Source organism: Thermomonas sp. (genome assembly GCF_023953935.1).
GTDB lineage: Bacteria > Pseudomonadota > Gammaproteobacteria > Xanthomonadales > Xanthomonadaceae > Thermomonas.
Genome location: NZ_JAMLIW010000006.1, coordinates 124,777 through 142,078 on the forward strand (window position 1 = coordinate 124,777; position 17,302 = coordinate 142,078).

The window sequence follows — 17,302 nt, forward strand, 5'->3', positions numbered from 1 at the left end:
CGCGGCGCCGCAAACCCGCTACAATGGCAGTGCTTCAGGTGATCCCGTGGCGATAGCCCGCCGCGGGATTGAAACGGGAAGCCGGTGACGACGCATTTGCGTGCATCCATTCCGGCGCTGCCCCCGCAACGGTAAGCGAGACAAGCTCGACAACGGCCACTGTGCATTGCACGGGAAGGCGTCGAGCGGGAACGCGGCGTCATGCGTTCCGCCCGCAAGCCCGGAGACCGGCCCGAAGCACGTCTGGTTGCGATGCGGCGGGCATCGCGCGAGTCCGCGCGTGCCGACGTTTTGCCTGCCTGCGCCGATCCGTTGCCTGCCTCCGCTTCGCAATCGTCCTTCCCCGCAAGGGCGCGCGGGCGTGCGCGCCGGAGACCTCCCATGCACCACGGCAAGCTTTTGTTTCGCCTGACCACCCTTGCAGCGGCCTTGGCCGCGTGCAGCCTCGCCAACGCTCAGGACGGCGATGCCAAGCGGCTTGACGGCATCATCGTCACCGCCACCCGCACCCCCGTCACGGTTGATGCCGCGCTGGCTGCCGTCGAGGTCATCGACCGCGAGCAGATCGACGCCAGCGGCGCGCAGTCGCTGCCGGAGCTGCTGCGCGGCCGCGCCGGCATCACTCTCGTCAACCAGGGCGGCGCGGGCAAACTCAGCACCCTGTCGCTGCGCGGCACCGAGTCGGATCACACGCTGTACCTGATCGACGGCGTGCGGATCGGCTCGACCACCTCGGGATTTGCCGCCTTGCAGGACATCCCGCTCGACCAGATCGAACGCATCGAAATCGTGCGCGGGCCGCGTTCCTCGCTGTACGGCGCCGACGCGATCGGCGGCGTGGTCCAGATCTTCACCCGTCGCGACACCCGGCCTGGCACCCATGGCCATTTGCGCCTTGCCGTCGGCAGCCATGGTCGCCGCGAGGCCTCGGCTGGCGTGAGCCTGCGCGGTGTGCGCGGCGGCATCGGCGTCGAGCTGGCCCACCAGTCCACCGATGGCATCAATGCCTGCCGCGGCACCTACGATCCGCTGACCTGGGCCGGCGCTGGCTGTTTCATCGTCCCCGGCACCCACCTCGACCGCGACGGCTACCGCAACAACAGCGTCACCTTGAACGCGGATTTCGCGCCGAATGACCAATGGCGGTTCGACGCCCGCGCTTTCCGGGCAACCGGTCACAACGACTACGACGGCGACTTCAGCGACAACGCCGACCTCCGCCAACAGGTGATCGGCGGGCATCTGCGCTTCACGCCCGCGGCTTCGGTGCAGATTGCACTGGGCGTGGGTCGCAGCACCGACGACTCGCGCAACTACCTCGGCAATGCCTTCCAGAACCGCTTCCTCACCCACCGCAGCAGCGCCAACCTGCAGGGCGATTTCACCGTGGCCAAGGGGCAGGTGCTGACCGCCGGCCTCGACTGGCTGCGCGATACCGCCAGCGTGAGCGACCCGTGGTCGCCGTTTGCCGCCCGCCGTCACAACCGCGCCGGCTATCTGCAATACCAAGGCGATTTCGGTATCCAGGATTTTCAGGCCTCGCTGCGCCACGATCGCGACAGCCAGTTCGGTGGCGCCACCACCGGCAGCATCGCCTGGGGAATCGATTTCGCAGCAGGCTGGCGCTTCACCGCCAGCTACGGGACCGCCTTCAAGGCGCCCAGCTTCAATGAACTCTATTACCCCGGCTTTTCCAACCCGCTGCTGCTGCCCGAGCGCTCGCGCAGCAGCGAACTTTCGCTGACGCGCAGTGGCGCGGGCTGGCGCGCGCAGGCCAACGCCTACGACACCCGCGTGCGTGGGCTGATTGCCTGGGACTCCACCTTGTTCAAGCCCAACAACGTCGACTCCGCGCGCATCCGCGGGCTGGAGTTGACCGGCGAAGTGCTGCTTGGCCCGTGGACCGTGCGCGGCCAGGTCGGTTGGCTCAACGCCCGCAACAGCAGCGCAGGATTCGCGCACGGCCTGCGTCTTGCGCGCCGGCCGAACCACAGCGCGCGGCTTGACCTTGATCGTGCGCTGGGCGATTGGAGCGTGGGCGTGTCGGCCGTGGGCGAAGGCGCGCGCTGGGACGATGTCGCCAACACCCTGCGGGTCGGCGGCTACGGAACGCTCGACGCTCGGGTGGTCTGGCGCTTCGCTCCCGGTTGGACCTTGCAGGGCAACCTGAACAACGCCTTCGACAAACGCTACGAAACCAGCGCCTGGTACAACCAGCCCGGCCGCGAGTTCCTGCTGAGCCTGCGCTGGCAGCCGGGCTGAGGCCCGTTGGCGACCCGTGCCGCGCCGGATCGATCCGGGGTCCGGACGGCGCGGGCGTCCGGATGCATGCGTTTGGAACGCGGACGGGGCAAAGTCGTATAATTACCGGCTTGCCTTGAATCAGGGGAATCCACCATGGGGCGTGGACCTTCCATCGAAGCCCGCAAGAATGCGCAGGACGCGCAGCGTGGCAAGATCTTCACCAAGATCATCCGCGAGATCTCGGTCGCGGTGCGCGCCAGCGGCAGCGACCCGCACGGCAATCCGCGGCTGCGCGCAGCGATCGACAAGGGCCTTGACGTCAACATGAGCAAGGACGTGATCGAACGTGCGATCAAGAAGGCGTCCGGCGAGCTGGAAGGCGTCACCTACGAGGAAATCCGCTACGAAGGCTATGCACCGGGCGGCGTCGCGGTGATCGTCGATTGCCTGACCGACAACCGCGTGCGCACGGTGGCCGACGTCCGCCATGCCTTCGGCAAATTCGGCGGCAACCTCGGCACCGAAGGTTCGGTGGCGTTCATGTTCCACAAGGTCGGCGTGCTCAGCTACGGCACCGGCGCGGATGAGGAGCAGATCACCGAGGCGGCGATCGAGGCCGGGGCCGATGACATCGTGGCCTACCCGGAAGATGGCGCCATTGACGTGTTGACCGCGCCCGAGGCATTCGCCGGGGTCAAGGCGGCGATGGAAGCCGCGGGGCTGGCGCCTGGGTTCGCGGAGGTGACGATGCGCGCCGACAACGACACCGCGGTCGAAGGCGAGACCGCCGAGCAGGTGCAAAAGCTCCTGCACTGGCTGAACGAGTTGGATGACGTGCAGAACGTCTATTCCAACGCCAACGGCCTCGGCTGAACATTGACGCCGTCGCTTCGGCGAGCGCCATGCCTGCGGACATTTCCAACAGCGATTGCGCCGCACCCGGCTTCACCCGGGTGCTCGGCATCGATCCCGGCTCCCAGCGCACCGGAGTCGGGATCATCGACGTGTCCGCAGATGGCAAACTCAGCCACGTCCACCATCAGCCGATCATCCTGCTGGCAGCCGAATCGTTTCCGCTGCGGCTGCGCAAGCTGCTGGATGATCTGTGGGAACTGATCGCACGGTATCGGCCGGACGAAGTGGCGATCGAGCAGGTGTTCCTCTCGAACAACGCGATGAGCGCGCTCAAGCTCGGCCAGGCGCGCGGCGCGGCGATCGCCGCCTGCGTGGCGCGCGACCTGCCGGTCAGCGAATACGCCGCCAAGGAAATCAAGTTGGGTATCGTGGGCAGCGGCGGCGCAGACAAGCAACAGGTGCAGCACATGGTCGGCGTCATGCTCGGCTTGCAGGGAAAGTTGCAGGCCGACGCCGCCGACGCGCTGGCGGTGGCGATCACCCACGCCCACGTGCGCGCCAGCGCCGATCGCCTCGGCGTGGCCACCCGCGCCGCCTGGGGCCGCAAGGGCAGGGGGCGGGGATGATTTTGGTGATTGGTGATTGGGGATTGGTGATTGGCAAGGGCGAAGAGCAATGCCTACGGCTTTGCTCTTTCCAATCACGAATCACGAATCACCAATCACGTGCCCGCAGGGCAATCCCATGATCGGCCGGCTCAAAGGCATCCTGATCCACAAGGCGCCGCCGTGGCTGGTGGTGGACGTGCATGGCGTCGGCTACGAGCTGGAAGTGCCGATGAGCACTTTTTACGACCTGCCGGAACTGGGGCGCGAGGTGTTCCTGTTTACCCACTACGCGCAGAAGGAAGACAGCGTGGCGCTGTACGGCTTCCTGCGCGAGGCCGAGCGCCGGCTGTTCCGGGATGTGCAGAAGGTCAGTGGCGTGGGCGCGAAGATCGCGCTGGCGGTGCTGTCCGGCGTCTCGGTCGACGAATTCGCGCGGCTGTTGCACGCCGGCGACAGCGCCGCGCTGACCCGCATCCCCGGCATCGGCAAGAAGACCGCCGAGCGGATGCTGCTGGAATTGCGCGACCGTGCCGCCGATTTCGCAAGCGGGCAGGGTGGTGGCGCAAGTTTGCGAGGCGACGCCATCTCCGAGGCCATCACCGCCTTGCAGACGCTGGGCTACAAGCCGGCTGAAGCCGAACGGATGGCGAAGAAGGTCGCCGCCGAAGGCGATGAAGCTCCGGCCATCATCCGCAAGGCACTGCAGGCAGCGCTGCGCTGATTCTGGCGGCTTCTGGAAATCACATGACACAGTCTGCGCCGCCGCCGTCATCCCCCCAGCCTGCCGGAGCAATCGCTTCGGCCTCCCGCGGCGCCGGCCTGGCGCTGGTGGTCGGCGCGATCGGGGTGGTGTTCGGCGACATCGGCACCAGCCCGCTGTACACGCTCAAGGAGGCGTTCTCCCCGCACTATGGTCTGAGCAACGACCATGACACCGTGCTGGGGGTGCTGTCGCTGGCGTTCTGGGCGCTGAACATCGTGGTGACGCTGAAATACGTCACCATCATCATGCGCGCCGACAACGAGGGTGAAGGCGGCATCATGGCGCTGATGGCGCTGGCGCAGCGCACCTTGCGCGACAGCAAACGCTCCATCTACATCGTGGGCTTGTTGGGCATCTTTGGCGCGTCGCTGTTTTTCGGCGATGGCGTCATCACCCCGGCGATCACCGTGCTGGGCGCGGTCGAGGGCCTGCAGGTGGCGGCACCGGGGCTCGATCACTTCGTGGTTCCGATCGCGCTGCTGGTGCTGTTGGCCCTGTTCTCGGCGCAGCGCTACGGCACCGAGCGCGTGGGGCGTGTCTTCGGCCCGGTGATGTCGGTCTGGTTCCTGGCGCTGGCGGCGATCGGGATCTGGAACATCATCGCGGCACCGGAAGTGCTCAAGGCGCTCAATCCGTGGTGGGCGGTGCACTTTTTCATTCGCCACGGCAGCCACGGCATCTTCATTTTCGGCGCCGTGGTGCTGGCCGTCACCGGCGGTGAAGCGCTGTATGCAGACATGGGCCATTTCGGTGCCCGGCCGATCCGCCGCGCCTGGTACTTCTTTGCCTTGCCCAGCCTGGCCCTGAATTACCTTGGTCAGGGTGCGCTGGTGCTGCGCAATCCCACCGCGATCGAAAATCCGTTCTTCGAGGCGGTTCCGCAGTGGGCGCTGTACCCGATGATCCTGCTGGCCACGCTGGCGGCGGTGATCGCCAGCCAGTCGGTGATCAGCGGCGCGTATTCGGTGTCGCGTCAGGCCATGCAGCTGGGCTACATCCCGCGCATGCGCATCAAGCACACTTCCAGCGACACCATTGGCCAGATTTACATCCCGGGCATCAACTGGGGCTTGGCGGTGCTGGTGTGCGTGCTGGTGCTGGCCTTCCGCAGTTCAACCAATCTGGCGGTGGCCTACGGCATTTCGGTGTCGGGCACGATGCTGATCGATACCCTGCTGCTGGCGCTGGTGGCGCGCACGCTGTGGCCGCGCAAGAGCCATTGGATCCTGCTGCTGTGCCTGTGCTTCCTTGCCCTGGATCTGGCCTTCGTGGTCGCCAACGGCAGCAAGCTGATGCAGGGCGCCTGGTTCCCGCTTGCCCTGGGCATCGTGCTGTTCACGATGATGCAGACCTGGCGGCGCGGGCGCGCGCTGCTGACCGAGGAAATCCGCAAGGACGGCATCCAGCCCGCCACTTTCCTGCCCGGCCTGATGCTGGCGCCGCCGGTGCGGGTGCCGGGCACGGCGGTGTTCCTGACCTCCGACCCTGGCGTGGTACCGCACGCGCTGCTGCACAATCTCAAGCACAACAAGGTGCTGCATGAGTGCAATGTGTTCCTGACCGTCAAGACGCTTGAAGTGCCTTACGTCAGGCAGGAAGAACGGCTGCAGATCGAGCCGATCGCCGGCAAGGATTTCTATCGCGTGATCATCCGGTATGGATTCATGGAGCCGCCCGACGTGCCGCTGGCCCTGATGCGCAGCTGCGACCACTGCGAACTCACCTTCGACCCCATGGATACCACCTACTTCACCAGTCGTGAAATGGTGGTGCCGGGCCGGCGCAAGGGCATGGCCTCGTGGCGCGACAAATTGTTCGCCTTCATGCACCGCAATGCGGCGCCGGCCACCAACTTCCTGCGCATCCCCGGCAACCGGCTGGTGGAACTGGGCGCGCAGGTGGAGATCTGAGTCCCCGGCACGCGGGCGTCGGTTGTCGATTTCTGGAGGGGTGAGTATTCCGACGGTTTCAGGCGCCGGACTGTGAATCCTGGGGCCCGGCGGCCACCGCAAGCCGCCAGCTGTTGCGACCGGCGTGCTTGGCGTCATAAAGCGCACGATCGGCCAACTGCATCAGTTCTGCAGCATCCGAACCTGCCGCGGCGGTCATGCCGAGGCCGATGCTGGTCGTGATCTGCAATTGTCCGCTGCCCGATTCAACCGGCTCTTGCATCGCCGCCAGCAGGCCGTCCGCGATGCGCCGCAAGGGGGCAGGCGTCGTGAGGTCTTCGACCAGTACCACGAACTCGTCGCCGCCCAGCCGCGCCGCCAGATCGACCGCGCGGATGCATTCTCCAAGCCGTTGTGCAAAAACGCGCAGTGCGAGATCGCCGATGGCGTGGCCATGGGTGTCATTGATTGCCTTGAAATGATCGATGTCGCAATACAGCAGCCCGACCCGGGTCTTGTTGCGTTTGGCGCGGGCCAGCGCCAGCGCCATGCGTTCGTCGAACAACAGGCGATTGGCCAGTCCGGTCAGCGGATCCCGTCTGGCCTGCAACTTCAGTGCCTGCTCGGCCTCGACGCGCAACGTGACATCGCGACCGGAGTAGATCAGATGGCGCTCGCCGCCTGCGTCCTGCACCCCATGCACATTTGCAGCCAGCCAGAGATAATTTCCCTGTCGATGCCGGCAGCGATACAGCAAGCTTTCCGTGCCGCCATTTTCCAGTAATGCGGCCATGGATTGACGCAATGCCGTCACGTCCTCCGGGTGGACCAGATCCCAGCGCATGCGTTCGAATTCGTCGGCTGTCCAGCCGAGCAGACCAACGACGGAAGGCGAGATGTAGTCGAAACTGCGATCCGCGCGAATGCGGATGATCAGGTCGCGCGAGTGGTCGGTCAACATGCGGTACAGCTGTTCGCTGCGCCTGACCCGGTGGGCGAGAATGCGGTGCTCGGTCAACACCGACGCAACCGGGAATGCCGAAAAACAGCAGCTGAGAAGGTACAACTGCAGCAGCCGCACGCGCGCAGAGCCGTCGGCAAGGGCTGTTCCAAGATTGAAGGGCCCTTGTCCGGCCGCGGTCTGCATGGTCGCGACCAGTGCGATGACCGCGACTGCCGGCACGAACCCGCTGAATCGATGACGCAGCACGCAAAACAGCAACAGCGGAATGAGAGCAAATGAAACCGACAGGCTGTCCTGACCGAAGACGAGCCAGGCGCAGGCGGTGATCAGCAGCAGGGTTCCCGCCAACTCGAGGCGCCGCGCCGGTGGCCCCAACATGCGCCGACCCTCGATCCGCGTGATCACCGCCAATGCGCCGAAGATCACCATCCCGATCGCATGCGACGCCAGCCAGGTCTCGAACAGGTCCGCGAATGCGGGCGCATGCGGGGAGAGCAGGCGGCGCGCGGTGGCGGCAGCCAGCGCGGACAGGGTGCAGGCAAACAGCGTGGCGACGCCGGCAACCCGCAAGGTCCGGCCGATCGTGGCCAGTTGTCCGGCATCCTTCACCCGTGGCGCCGTGATGCGCGCGGCCAGCCATGCGTCGAGCAGGTTGCAAAGGCCGAGCACCAAGGTCAACACGCTCAACCCGTTGCGTCGCAAATTGGCCGCCACGAAGGCCAGCAGGGCCACCGCCAGCAACCCGCGCCATTGCCGAGGTGGTGATGTCAGAAGTACGCCAAACAGCATGCCGCTGGGCAACCAGAGCATCGAGAAGCCCGACGGACCGGCTGCCAGGTGAATCGACCACCAGGCCCCGGCAAAAAGCACCAGTCCGAAGGCGGCAAGCCCCGGCACGCTGACGGCGCTCGGGGTGGCGTCATTCGGGATCGGCTCCATGTCCGCAGGGTAATCCTTTGGGGGCCATGCTTGGAAAAAGGAAAAAAGCACCGCGTCGGGGGATAATCCCGAAATGGCCGACCCCCGCCTCATTGCTCCCGATGCCACCCGCGACGACGATGCCGTCGAGGCCAGCATCCGCCCGCGCACCCTGGACGAGTACCTCGGCCAGACGCCGGTGCGCGAGCAGATGCAGATCTACATCGAGGCCGCCAAGGGCCGTGGCGAGGCGCTTGACCATGTGTTGATCTTCGGCCCGCCCGGGCTGGGCAAGACCACGCTCTCGCACGTCATCGCCAACGAGCTGGGCGTGAGCCTGCGCGTCACCTCCGGGCCGGTGATCGAAAAGGCCGGTGACCTCGCGGCGCTGCTCACCAACCTGCAGCCGCGCGATGTGCTGTTCATCGACGAGATCCACCGGCTGTCGCCGCTGGTCGAGGAAATCCTGTATCCGGCGATGGAGGATTTCCAGATCGACATCATGATCGGCGAAGGCCCGGCGGCGCGTTCGATCAAGCTCGACCTGCCGCCGTTCACCCTGATCGGCGCCACCACCCGCGCCGGCTTGCTGACCGCGCCGCTGCGCGACCGCTTCGGCATCGTGCAGCGGCTGGAATTCTATTCGCCGGAAGAATTGACCCGGATCGTGCGGCGCTCGGCGCAGATCCTCGGCATCGCCTGCGATGGCGAGGGCGCGGGGGAACTGGCGCGGCGTTCGCGCGGTACCCCGCGGATTGCCAATCGGCTGCTGCGACGCGTGCGTGATTTCGCGCAGGTCAAGGGCGAGGGCCGGATCGAGGCCGGCGTCGCGCGTGCCGCGATGGACATGTTGAAGGTGGATCCGGAAGGCTTCGATGAACTTGATCGCCGCATGCTGGGCATCATCATCGATGCCTTCGACGGCGGCCCGGTCGGGGTGGAATCGCTGGCCGCGGCGCTGAGTGAAGAACGCGGCACGCTGGAAGACGTGATCGAGCCCTATCTGATCCAGCAAGGATTTCTGGTGCGCACCGCGCGCGGCCGGATGGCAACGCCGAAGGCGTATCGTCATCTCGGCCTGCGGCCGAGACGGGAGACGGGAGACGGGAGACGAGAGACGAGCGAGTTGTTCGACGATTCTGAAGGCCAGCGCCCTTGATCTCCGACTCCCGAATCCCGTCTCCCGTCTCCCTGCTCGTCCGTGTCTACTGGGAAGACACCGACGCCGGCGGCGTGGTCTACCACGCCCAGTACCTGGCCTTCATGGAGCGCGCCCGCAGCGAGTGGCTGCGCGGGCTGGGCGTCGAGCAGACGGCGCTGCGCGAGACCGAAGACCTGGTGTTCGTGGTGCGTGGGATGGAACTCGACTTCCGCGCCCCGGCGCGGCTGGATGATCAGCTTTCAGTCAGCGTGCGCCTGCTGCAATGCCGGGGCGCCAGTTTCACCCTGGCGCAGCGGATCGAACGCGGCGACGCGCTGCTGGTCGAAGCCAAGGTCCGGATCGCGGCGGTGCGCGCATCCGATTTTCGTCCCTGTCCGATTGCGGACACTTTGCTGGCGCGACTGCGGTCGCAGATGGAGTCGTCTTGATGTTTGCGTTGAACCTGCTGCAACCCGTGCCCCAGGCGCTGCCGGACGCCGCGCCGGTCGATGCGGTCATCTTGGCCGATGGCGCGGCATCCGCCGCCAGCGCGCATGCCGACAAGGGCCTGGACATCCTCGGGCTGGTGCTGCACGCCAGCCTGCCGGTGCAGTTCGTGCTGCTGCTCCTGCTGCTGGCGTCGATCGCGTCGTGGGTGATTATCTTGCGCAAGAAGCGCCTGCTGGATCGTGCCGAGCGCGAGGCCGATCAGTTCGAAGGCGCGTTCTGGTCCGGCACCGAGCTGTCCAAGCTCTACGCGACCGTCACCGCTCGCCATCGCGACATCGAAGGATTGGAAGCGATCTTCGAGTCCGGCATGCGCGAATTCAACCGGGTCGGCCAGCGCCGCGGGGTGGACCCGCGGATGCAGGTCGAAGGCGCCCAGCGCGGCATGCGGGCGACCTCCTCGCGCGAGCTCGACGGACTGGAACGCAACCTCGAATTCCTCGCCAACGTCGGTTCGATCAGTCCCTACGTGGGCCTGTTCGGCACCGTCTGGGGGATCATGATCGCCTTCCAGGGCTTGGCCAATCTCAAGGACGCGACCATTGCCTCGGTCGCGCCGGGCATCTCGGAGGCGTTGGTGGCCACCGCGATGGGCCTGTTCGCCGCGATCCCGGCGGTGTGGGCCTACAACCGCTTCGCGACCCGCGCCGACCGCATGGCGGTGAGATACGAAGCCTTCAGCGAGGAATTCGCCTCGATCCTGCAACGCCAGGCCAACGCGGGCGGCTGAGGCGACCATGGCCAGAGTGACCGGACGCCGTTCGCGCAAGCGCAGGCTGCAATCCGACATCAACGTCGTGCCTTACATCGACGTGATGCTGGTGCTCTTGATCATCTTCATGGTGACCGCGCCGCTGCTCAATGTCGGCGTGGACGTGAACCTGCCGCAGGCCGATGCGCATGCGCTGGAACAGGCGAAGAAGCAGCCGGTGGTGGTGAGCGTCGGCAAGGACGGGGCGCTGAGCCTGACCTACGAGGGCGTGAGCCGCCCGCAGGCAGTGGATGCGGCGCAATTGGTGGCCAAGGTGAAAGCCTTCGTCGCCGCCGATCCGAACGTGCCGGTGTACGTGGCCGGCGATCGCGAGGTCAGCTACCAGACCGTGTTCGCGGTGCTGTCGATGTTGCAGCGCGACGCCGGCGTGCCGCGAGCGGGGCTGATGGGCGCGCCCGAATCCTCGGGCCCACCGAAGAAGTGACAGAACGGCGATGAAGCAGACCCGCGCCGATACCGGGTTGGCCCTCACCCAATCACTGCTGCTGCACGCAGGGGTTCTGGCCCTGCTGTTCATCGGCTTGCGCTGGTCAAGCAATGCGCTGCCAGACGCCGCGCAGGGCGATCCGATCGAGGCCGAGTTGATCAGCGCGTCCGACCTCAGTCCGGCCATGCAGCGCGCATTGCGGCGCGCGCCGGAAACGCCCAAGCCGGTGCGGGAACCCAAGCCGCTGCCCGAGCCGCTGCCGGAGGCGACACCAGCACCAACGCCCCGGCAACTGCCCCCGCCGGTCCCCGATCCTGCGCCGCTTGAACAGGCGCGGGTGCAGCGCGATGCGGTGCAACCGCCGCTGCCGGAGGTGCGGCGTGAGCAGGAAGCTCGCCGCCGCCAGCCGCCGCAGGTCGAACTGGATGCGCAGCGGGAAACCGAGATGGAGCGCCAGCGCCAGCGCCAGATCGAGGATTTGCGTCGCCAGCGCGCCCAGGCCGCGCGCGCGGCCAGCATGGCCGAACAGCGCGCCCAGCAGCTGGCCGACGCCCGCGGCGCGGTGTCCAACACCCCGCCCGCGCGCAGTCAGCCGACGCCCGGCGCGGGTGGCACCGACCCGGGCCTGCTGGCGCGCTACCGCGACGCCCTGCAGCGCGCCATCGTCCGCCAATGGACGCGCCCGGACAGCGTGCCGTTGGGCCAGCGCTGCCGGATTTCGATCCGCCAGCTGCCCGGCGGCGACGTGATCAGCGTCGAAATCGACCCATCCTGCCCCTATGACGCCCAAGGGCGGCGCTCGGTCGAGGCCGCCGTACTCAAGGCCGCGCCGCTGCCTTACGCCGGCTTCGAAACGGTGTTCAATCGCAATCTGGAACTCAATTTCGAGGCCGCCGACCAATGAATCCCGCAGCGATTCCGCAGGGCCATCCCGCCCGGTCCGTTGCCGTTCATCCTGTGGCCCGAAAATCGGCGACCCTGTTCACTAAGCTGGAACGACGAGTGCGCATGAAATCTTTCGTCTGCGGCCTGCTCGCCGCGCTGCTGCTTCCGCTGGGTGCCGCGCAGGCGCAATCACGCAGTGGCCTGGAGATCGACATCGTCGGCGGCAATGCCGCGGCGCTGCCGATCGCGGTGATCCCCTTCGGCGGTGACTGCGGGCAGACCGACGTCAGCGCGGTGGTGCGCGCCGACCTCAACCGTTCCGGCCAGTTCCGCACCCTCGACGTGAACGGCCTGCCCGAACGCCCGACCACCGGCAGCGAAGTGGCGTATCCCACCTGGCGAATGCTGCGCCAGGACTATCTGCTGATCGGGCGCTGCGTGCCCGCGTTGGGCAGTTATCGCACCGAATACGAATTGTTCGACGTGGCCCGTCAGCAGCGCCTGCTCGGGATCGCGCTGACCGCCGCGCCGGCGTCCATGCGCGACGTGGCCCATCAAATCAGTGATGCGGTCTATGAAAAGATCCTCGGCGTGCGCGGCGCGTTCTGGACCCGGATCGCCTATGTGTCGGCCACCGGGCTGGGGCGTGACACCCGCTATGCCCTGATCGTGGCCGATGCCGACGGCTACAACCCGCGCACCGTCGTCACCTCGAATGAACCGCTGCTGTCGCCGTCGTGGAGCCCGGACGGGCGCAGGCTGGCCTACGTCAGCTTCGAGGGCGGCAACTCCGGGATCTGGATCCAGGACGTGGCCTCGGCGGCGCGCGAGAAAATCACCAGTTTCCGCGGCATCAACGGTGCGCCGAGCTTCTCGCCGGACGGCAGCAAGCTGGCCATGAGCCTGTCCAAGGGCGGCAATCCCGACATCTACGTGATGGATCTGGGCAGTCGTCACCTTACCCAGATCACCAATCAACTGGGCATCGACACCGAACCGACCTGGAGCGCGGACGGTGCCAGCCTCTATTTCACCTCCGATCGCGGCGGCCAACCGCAGATCTATCAGGTCTCGGCCAGCGGCGGCGGCGCCAGCCGGATCAGCTTCGACGGCAGCTACAATGCCAGCCCGAGCGTGTCCTTCGACGGCAAGAAAATCGCCACCGCGCAGGGCGGCGGGAATGTTTATCGAATCGCCATGATGGACCGCAGCACCGGCAGCCCGCGCTGGAGCATGCTCTCGCCCGGCTCGCTGGACGAATCGCCGAGCTTTGCCCCCAACGGCGCGATGCTGGTCTACGCCGCGCGCGAGGGCCGCAACGGCGTCCTGTATGTGGTGTCGGCCGATGGCCGCGTGCGCCAGCGGCTGGAAACCCGTTCCGGCAGCGACGTGCGCGAGCCGGCGTGGTCGCCCTATCGCGCGAGGTGAAGACAGCGTTGGCATTGCTGGCGCCACAATGGCCGAAGTGCTTCGGAATTCACGTTTGATCCAATAGTCCAGAGGGGGTTCATGCCATGCGCCGTTCCATCCACTCCACTGTCCGCATCCTGACGATTGCGGTGCTCGCGTCCGCCGTGGCCGTGGGCTGCAGCAAGAAGGTCAAGGAGACGCCGCCGGCGCAAACCGCCGTTGAAACCCCGTCGCAGACCTATCAGACCCCGGTCGCAGGTGCCTACACCCCGGCCGATCTCGACACCGATCCCTGTCTGCGCACCCGGGTGGTGTACTTCGACCTTGACCGCGATCTGGTCAAGCCCGAGTTCCAGGCCATCGTCGCCTGCCACGCCAAGTACCTGCGCGACCGTCCTAGCGCCCGCCTGCGCCTGGAAGGCAATGCCGACGAGCGCGGCAGCCGCGAGTACAACATGGGCCTGGGTGAGCGCCGCGGCAATTCGGTGTCCAACGCCCTGCAGGCCAACGGCGGCAGCAGCACCCAGCTGACCGTGGTCAGCTATGGTGAAGAGCGCCCGGTGTGCACCGAAACCGGCGAGGGCTGCTGGTCGCGCAACCGCCGGGTTGAGCTGATCTACACCGACAAATGAGGACGGCGGCCGTCACCTTGCTGGCGGCGGCGTTGCTGGCGTCGCCGCTGGCCTTCGCCCAGCGGGCGGCCAGCCTCGCCGATCGGGTGGCGGCGCTGGAGGCGCGCGCGTCCGGCGACCAGAACCCGACCGAACTGGTCAATCAGATGACCCAGCTCACGGCCGAGGTGAAGAACCTGCGCGGCCAGATCGAGGAGCTCCAGCAGCAGCTGGAGCAGGCCAAGCAGAGCCAGCGTGCCCAGTATCTTGACCTGAGTGGCCGGCTGGACCGGCTGGAAGGCGGCACCAGCAGCAGCGCGGCCACGGAGGACGGGGCAGCGCCACCTTCGGCGCCGGTGGCGGAGGTGCCGGACGCAGTGCCGGCCCCGCGCGCCGCGCCCGCCGCCGGCGACGAGCAGGGGGCCTACGACTACGCGTTCGATGCGCTCAAGACCGGCGACTACGCCGAAGCCGCGCGCCGGCTGCGGGATTTCCTGGCCACGTATCCCGACGGCGCGCTGGCGCCGAATGCGCTGTACTGGCTGGGCGAAAGCTATTACGTGACCCAGAACTACCAGCTCGCCAGCGCCCAATTTCGGGCCTTGCTCGACCGCTATCCCAGCCACGACAAGGCCCCCGGCGCCCTGCTCAAACTCGGCCTGACCCAGTACGGACTTCGCCAGTTCGATGCGGCCGATGCCACCTTGCGCGCGGTGCTGCGGCGCTACCCCGGCACCGACGTCGCCCGGATCGCCGACGACCGCCTGCGCGCGATGCAGCTGGCGGGCGATCGTTATTGAGGATGGCCTGATCGATTCGCCTTGACCGTCATCCCCGCGAGGCGGCACCCAGCCACGGCTGTCATGCCCGCGCACGCGGGCATCCATGAACGTTCATGGCAACGTGAATCAAGTCAGCGTTGCTCTAAAATAGCCGCATGAACGCAGTCGCCGAGGCAGCCACCGCGTCGGCGGCAACGCCTGACGGCCGGCTCAAGCTCACCGAAATCTTCCTGTCCCTGCAGGGCGAAGCCCGCGAAGTCGGCTGGCCGACGGTGTTCGTGCGCCTGACTGGCTGTCCGCTGCGCTGCCAGTATTGCGATACCACCTACGCCTTCCATGGTGGCCAGTGGTGGACGCAGACGGCCGTCCTTGCCAAGGTGGCGGAATTCGGGGTGCGCCATGTCTGCGTCACCGGCGGTGAGCCGCTGGCGCAGAAAGAATGCATTCCGCTGCTGGCGCGCCTGTGCGATGCCGGCTACGCGGTGTCGCTGGAAACCTCGGGCGCGCTCGACATTACCGCCGTTGATCCGCGGGTGTCGCGGGTGATGGACATCAAGACGCCCGGCTCCGGCGAGGTCGAACGCAATCTGTGGAGCAACCTCGACGCGCTGACCGCGCGCGACCAGGTCAAGTTCGTGCTGTGCTCGCGCGCGGATTTCGATTGGGCCTGGGGCATCGTGGCCAAGCATCGCCTGCACGATATCTGTGAGGTATTGTTTTCCCCCAGCTTCGGCCAGCTGAAGCCGCGCGATTTGGCCGAATGGATCCTCGCCGAGCGCCTGCCGGTGCGATTCCAGATGCAGCTGCACAAAGTGCTGTGGGGCGAGGAGCCGGGCCGATGACAAGGTTATCGGCAGCGTCTGACGTGACGACGCCCAAGCGGAGCTGGCGATGAACAAGGCGGAAAAGCCCGCTGTCGTGCTGGTGTCGGGCGGCATGGATTCGGCCGTGGTGCTGGCCATCGCCCGCGAACAGGGCCATGCCGTGCACGCGCTCAGCGTGCGCTACGGCCAGCGCCATACTTCCGAGCTGGATGCCGCCGAGCGGGTGGCGCGGATGCTGGGCGCCGTCCAGCACAAGACCGTGAACGTCGACCTGCGCAGCTTCGGCGGCTCGGCCCTGACCGATGACATTGCGGTGCCCACCGACGCCGACGGCCACGCCATCGGCGATGGCATCCCTTCCACCTACGTCCCGGCGCGCAACACCATCCTGCTGGCGCTGGCGCTGGGCTGGGCCGAAGTGCTGGGCGCCACCGATCTGTTCTGCGGGGTCAACGCGGTGGACTATTCCGGCTACCCGGACTGTCGCCCCGAGTTCATCGACGGCTTCGAAGCCTTGGCCAATCTCGCCACCAAGGCCGGCGTCGAGGGCAGCCGCTTTCGCGTGCACGCCCCGCTGATGCACATGAGCAAGGCCGACATCGCCCGCGCCGGCCAGCGCCTGGGCGTGGATTTCTCGCAGACGGTGAGCTGCTACCAGGCCGACGCCGACGGCCGCGCCTGCGGCCACTGCGACGCCTGCCGCCTGCGCGCGCAGGGCTTCACCGATGCCGGCATTCCCGACCCGACCCGCTACGTGGGCGGCGCCATCGGTTAAACTGCGCGCCCCGGTGCAACGCCGGGCGCATGCTTCGGGCCGTTAGCTCAGCGGTAGAGCAGTGGACTTTTAATCCATTGGTCGAAGGTTCGATCCCTTCACGGCCCACCATCCCTGGCTGGCTGGCGATCCGCCAGCGCGCATCTCCATCTACTCCAGATTGCCTGCGCCCTCGTGGCCGATCTCAGCGAAGGCGCCGGCAATCAGCAGCAGTGCGCTGTCGTCATTGCACCTGCGCCCACTCCTGATTCCAAAAACCCCGCCCCGGCGGGGTTTTTCCGTAGTTGCGAATGCGGCATTCCCCGACTGTTTTCGGCGGTGCTGTGGGCGATGCTGGGGCATTGCTTGCAATTACATATTCGATATGCATATCATCACGCAGGGCGTTGCCTTCGACCCGGGCAAGGCTGCGGCCAACTGGCGCAAGCATGGAGTGAGCTTTGCACATGCCGAGCAGGCATTGCGCGACCAGCGCTCGGCGACGATGGAAGATCCCGATGCCGAGGATGAGGCGCGGTTCGTGACCTTGGGCATGGATGCCGCCGGGCGAGTATTGGTGGTGGTATGGACGCCGCGCGGGGAACTCGCCCGCATCATTTCCGCAAGAAAGGCCAGCAAGGGCGAGGTGGATGGATATGCGCGATGAATATGATTTCAGCAGGGCGCAGCGCGGCGCGGTCATCGCTTCGCCGGGCAAGACCCGCATCACCATCATGATCGACGATGACGTGATCGAGGCCTTCCGGGCGCGCGCCGAGGCGGAGGGGCGCGGCTACCAGACCGCCATCAACGCCGCCCTGCGCGCGGCGCTGGATGCCGACAATGCGCCCGTCACGGTGGCGACCTTGCGGCGCGAACTGCGCAAGGCGTTGAAGTCCGCCGCTTGAGTTGCAGCTCAATCCGGTGCGGTGCACCGGTCTTCGCTGT

Annotated in this window: 18 protein-coding genes, 1 tRNA gene and 1 riboswitch; of the genes, 18 read left to right on the forward strand and 1 reads right to left on the reverse strand. The window is 66.8% G+C overall.

Annotated features, from left to right (window positions below; translation table 11 throughout):
- Positions 1 to 19: 19 nt before the first annotated feature.
- Positions 20 to 251: riboswitch (cobalamin riboswitch) on the forward strand.
- Positions 252 to 381: 130 nt separating this feature from the next.
- The 5 genes from M9902_RS08520 to M9902_RS08540 all read left to right on the forward strand — a co-directional run bounded on the left by M9902_RS08520 (position 382) and on the right by M9902_RS08540 (position 6,380).
- Complete coding sequence (locus tag M9902_RS08520) at positions 382 to 2,262, forward strand: TonB-dependent receptor (protein ID WP_297222237.1); 1,881 nt, start codon at positions 382 to 384, stop codon at positions 2,260 to 2,262.
- A gap of 135 nt (positions 2,263 to 2,397) precedes the next feature.
- The gene (locus M9902_RS08525) at positions 2,398 to 3,117 is read left to right on the forward strand and encodes a YebC/PmpR family DNA-binding transcriptional regulator (RefSeq protein WP_297222239.1); all 720 of its coding nucleotides are present in this window, start codon (positions 2,398 to 2,400) and stop codon (positions 3,115 to 3,117) included.
- A gap of 29 nt (positions 3,118 to 3,146) precedes the next feature.
- Complete coding sequence (ruvC, locus tag M9902_RS08530; protein ID WP_297222240.1) at positions 3,147 to 3,725, forward strand: crossover junction endodeoxyribonuclease RuvC; 579 nt, start codon at positions 3,147 to 3,149, stop codon at positions 3,723 to 3,725.
- 118 nt (positions 3,726 to 3,843) lie between these two features.
- Positions 3,844 to 4,428, forward strand: coding sequence for a Holliday junction branch migration protein RuvA (gene ruvA, locus M9902_RS08535; RefSeq protein ID WP_297222242.1), 585 nt, complete (start codon positions 3,844 to 3,846; stop codon positions 4,426 to 4,428).
- 23 nt (positions 4,429 to 4,451) lie between these two features.
- Positions 4,452 to 6,380 carry a potassium transporter Kup gene (locus tag M9902_RS08540; protein WP_297174633.1) on the forward strand — a complete coding sequence of 643 codons (1,929 nt, stop codon included), beginning with the start codon at positions 4,452 to 4,454 and terminating at the stop codon, positions 6,378 to 6,380.
- Between the two features lie 58 nt (positions 6,381 to 6,438).
- On the opposite strand, the gene M9902_RS08545 is transcribed toward M9902_RS08540, so the two are convergent.
- On the reverse strand, positions 6,439 to 8,262 hold the full coding sequence (locus tag M9902_RS08545; RefSeq protein WP_297222245.1) for a sensor domain-containing diguanylate cyclase: 1,824 nt from the start codon (positions 8,260 to 8,262) through the stop codon (positions 6,439 to 6,441).
- A 73-nt stretch (positions 8,263 to 8,335) separates the two neighbouring features.
- On the opposite strand from M9902_RS08545, the gene ruvB reads away from it, so the two are divergent.
- The 13 genes from ruvB (at position 8,336) to M9902_RS08610 (ending at position 17,262) form a co-directional block, all read left to right on the forward strand.
- On the forward strand, positions 8,336 to 9,400 hold the full coding sequence (gene ruvB, locus M9902_RS08550; RefSeq protein WP_297222247.1) for a Holliday junction branch migration DNA helicase RuvB: 1,065 nt from the start codon (positions 8,336 to 8,338) through the stop codon (positions 9,398 to 9,400).
- The gene (gene ybgC, locus M9902_RS08555; RefSeq protein ID WP_297222249.1) at positions 9,397 to 9,831 is read left to right on the forward strand and encodes a tol-pal system-associated acyl-CoA thioesterase; all 435 of its coding nucleotides are present in this window, start codon (positions 9,397 to 9,399) and stop codon (positions 9,829 to 9,831) included. Before ruvB ends, ybgC begins: the two co-directional genes overlap by 4 nt.
- A complete protein-coding gene (gene tolQ / locus M9902_RS08560) occupies positions 9,831 to 10,619 on the forward strand; it encodes a protein TolQ (RefSeq protein WP_343231880.1) in 789 nt (262 codons plus the stop codon). Before ybgC ends, tolQ begins: the two co-directional genes overlap by 1 nt.
- A 7-nt stretch (positions 10,620 to 10,626) precedes the next feature.
- The gene (gene tolR / locus M9902_RS08565) at positions 10,627 to 11,085 is read left to right on the forward strand and encodes a protein TolR (protein WP_297174621.1); all 459 of its coding nucleotides are present in this window, start codon (positions 10,627 to 10,629) and stop codon (positions 11,083 to 11,085) included.
- A 10-nt stretch (positions 11,086 to 11,095) separates the two neighbouring features.
- On the forward strand, positions 11,096 to 11,992 hold the full coding sequence (locus M9902_RS08570; protein WP_297222252.1) for a cell envelope integrity protein TolA: 897 nt from the start codon (positions 11,096 to 11,098) through the stop codon (positions 11,990 to 11,992).
- A 104-nt stretch (positions 11,993 to 12,096) separates the two neighbouring features.
- Complete coding sequence (tolB, locus tag M9902_RS08575; protein WP_297222255.1) at positions 12,097 to 13,401, forward strand: Tol-Pal system beta propeller repeat protein TolB; 1,305 nt, start codon at positions 12,097 to 12,099, stop codon at positions 13,399 to 13,401.
- Positions 13,402 to 13,499: 98 nt separating this feature from the next.
- A complete protein-coding gene (pal, locus tag M9902_RS08580; RefSeq protein WP_297222355.1) occupies positions 13,500 to 14,015 on the forward strand; it encodes a peptidoglycan-associated lipoprotein Pal in 516 nt (171 codons plus the stop codon).
- Entirely contained in the window at positions 14,012 to 14,794 is a 783-nt protein-coding gene (gene ybgF, locus M9902_RS08585) for a tol-pal system protein YbgF (protein WP_297222257.1), read from the forward strand. The genes pal and ybgF overlap by 4 nt, the downstream gene beginning before the upstream one ends.
- Positions 14,795 to 14,931: 137 nt before the next feature.
- Positions 14,932 to 15,618 (forward strand): 7-carboxy-7-deazaguanine synthase QueE, encoded by a 687-nt coding sequence (queE, locus tag M9902_RS08590; RefSeq protein WP_297175468.1) that lies wholly within the window; start codon positions 14,932 to 14,934, stop codon positions 15,616 to 15,618.
- 49 nt (positions 15,619 to 15,667) lie between these two features.
- On the forward strand, positions 15,668 to 16,375 hold the full coding sequence (gene queC / locus M9902_RS08595) for a 7-cyano-7-deazaguanine synthase QueC (RefSeq protein ID WP_297175466.1): 708 nt from the start codon (positions 15,668 to 15,670) through the stop codon (positions 16,373 to 16,375).
- A gap of 36 nt (positions 16,376 to 16,411) precedes the next feature.
- Positions 16,412 to 16,486 (forward strand) — tRNA-Lys (locus tag M9902_RS08600).
- Positions 16,487 to 16,739: 253 nt separating this feature from the next.
- Positions 16,740 to 17,021, forward strand: coding sequence for a BrnT family toxin (locus M9902_RS08605; protein WP_297175464.1), 282 nt, complete (start codon positions 16,740 to 16,742; stop codon positions 17,019 to 17,021).
- Positions 17,011 to 17,262 (forward strand): BrnA antitoxin family protein, encoded by a 252-nt coding sequence (locus tag M9902_RS08610; protein ID WP_297175462.1) that lies wholly within the window; start codon positions 17,011 to 17,013, stop codon positions 17,260 to 17,262. The genes M9902_RS08605 and M9902_RS08610 overlap by 11 nt, the downstream gene beginning before the upstream one ends.
- Positions 17,263 to 17,302: the final 40 nt, after the last annotated feature.

Excerpts from the sequence above, each read along its gene's own strand:
- queE (WP_297175468.1), top strand. The coding sequence starts at position 14,932 with ATGAACGCAGTCGCCGAGGCAGCCACCGCGTCGGCGGCAACGCCTGAC.
- tolB (WP_297222255.1), top strand. The coding sequence starts at position 12,097 with ATGAAATCTTTCGTCTGCGGCCTGCTCGCCGCGCTGCTGCTTCCGCTG.
- ruvA (WP_297222242.1), top strand. The coding sequence starts at position 3,844 with ATGATCGGCCGGCTCAAAGGCATCCTGATCCACAAGGCGCCGCCGTGG.
- M9902_RS08570 (WP_297222252.1), top strand. The coding sequence starts at position 11,096 with ATGAAGCAGACCCGCGCCGATACCGGGTTGGCCCTCACCCAATCACTG.
- ruvB (WP_297222247.1), top strand. The coding sequence starts at position 8,336 with ATGGCCGACCCCCGCCTCATTGCTCCCGATGCCACCCGCGACGACGAT.
- ruvC (WP_297222240.1), top strand. The coding sequence starts at position 3,147 with ATGCCTGCGGACATTTCCAACAGCGATTGCGCCGCACCCGGCTTCACC.
- M9902_RS08545 (WP_297222245.1), bottom strand. The coding sequence starts at position 8,262 with ATGGAGCCGATCCCGAATGACGCCACCCCGAGCGCCGTCAGCGTGCCG.
- M9902_RS08525 (WP_297222239.1), top strand. The coding sequence starts at position 2,398 with ATGGGGCGTGGACCTTCCATCGAAGCCCGCAAGAATGCGCAGGACGCG.
- M9902_RS08520 (WP_297222237.1), top strand. The coding sequence starts at position 382 with ATGCACCACGGCAAGCTTTTGTTTCGCCTGACCACCCTTGCAGCGGCC.
- M9902_RS08605 (WP_297175464.1), top strand. The coding sequence starts at position 16,740 with ATGCATATCATCACGCAGGGCGTTGCCTTCGACCCGGGCAAGGCTGCG.
- tolR (WP_297174621.1), top strand. The coding sequence starts at position 10,627 with ATGGCCAGAGTGACCGGACGCCGTTCGCGCAAGCGCAGGCTGCAATCC.
- ybgF (WP_297222257.1), top strand. The coding sequence starts at position 14,012 with ATGAGGACGGCGGCCGTCACCTTGCTGGCGGCGGCGTTGCTGGCGTCG.
- tolQ (WP_343231880.1), top strand. The coding sequence starts at position 9,831 with ATGTTTGCGTTGAACCTGCTGCAACCCGTGCCCCAGGCGCTGCCGGAC.
- queC (WP_297175466.1), top strand. The coding sequence starts at position 15,668 with ATGAACAAGGCGGAAAAGCCCGCTGTCGTGCTGGTGTCGGGCGGCATG.
- M9902_RS08540 (WP_297174633.1), top strand. The coding sequence starts at position 4,452 with ATGACACAGTCTGCGCCGCCGCCGTCATCCCCCCAGCCTGCCGGAGCA.
- M9902_RS08610 (WP_297175462.1), top strand. The coding sequence starts at position 17,011 with ATGCGCGATGAATATGATTTCAGCAGGGCGCAGCGCGGCGCGGTCATC.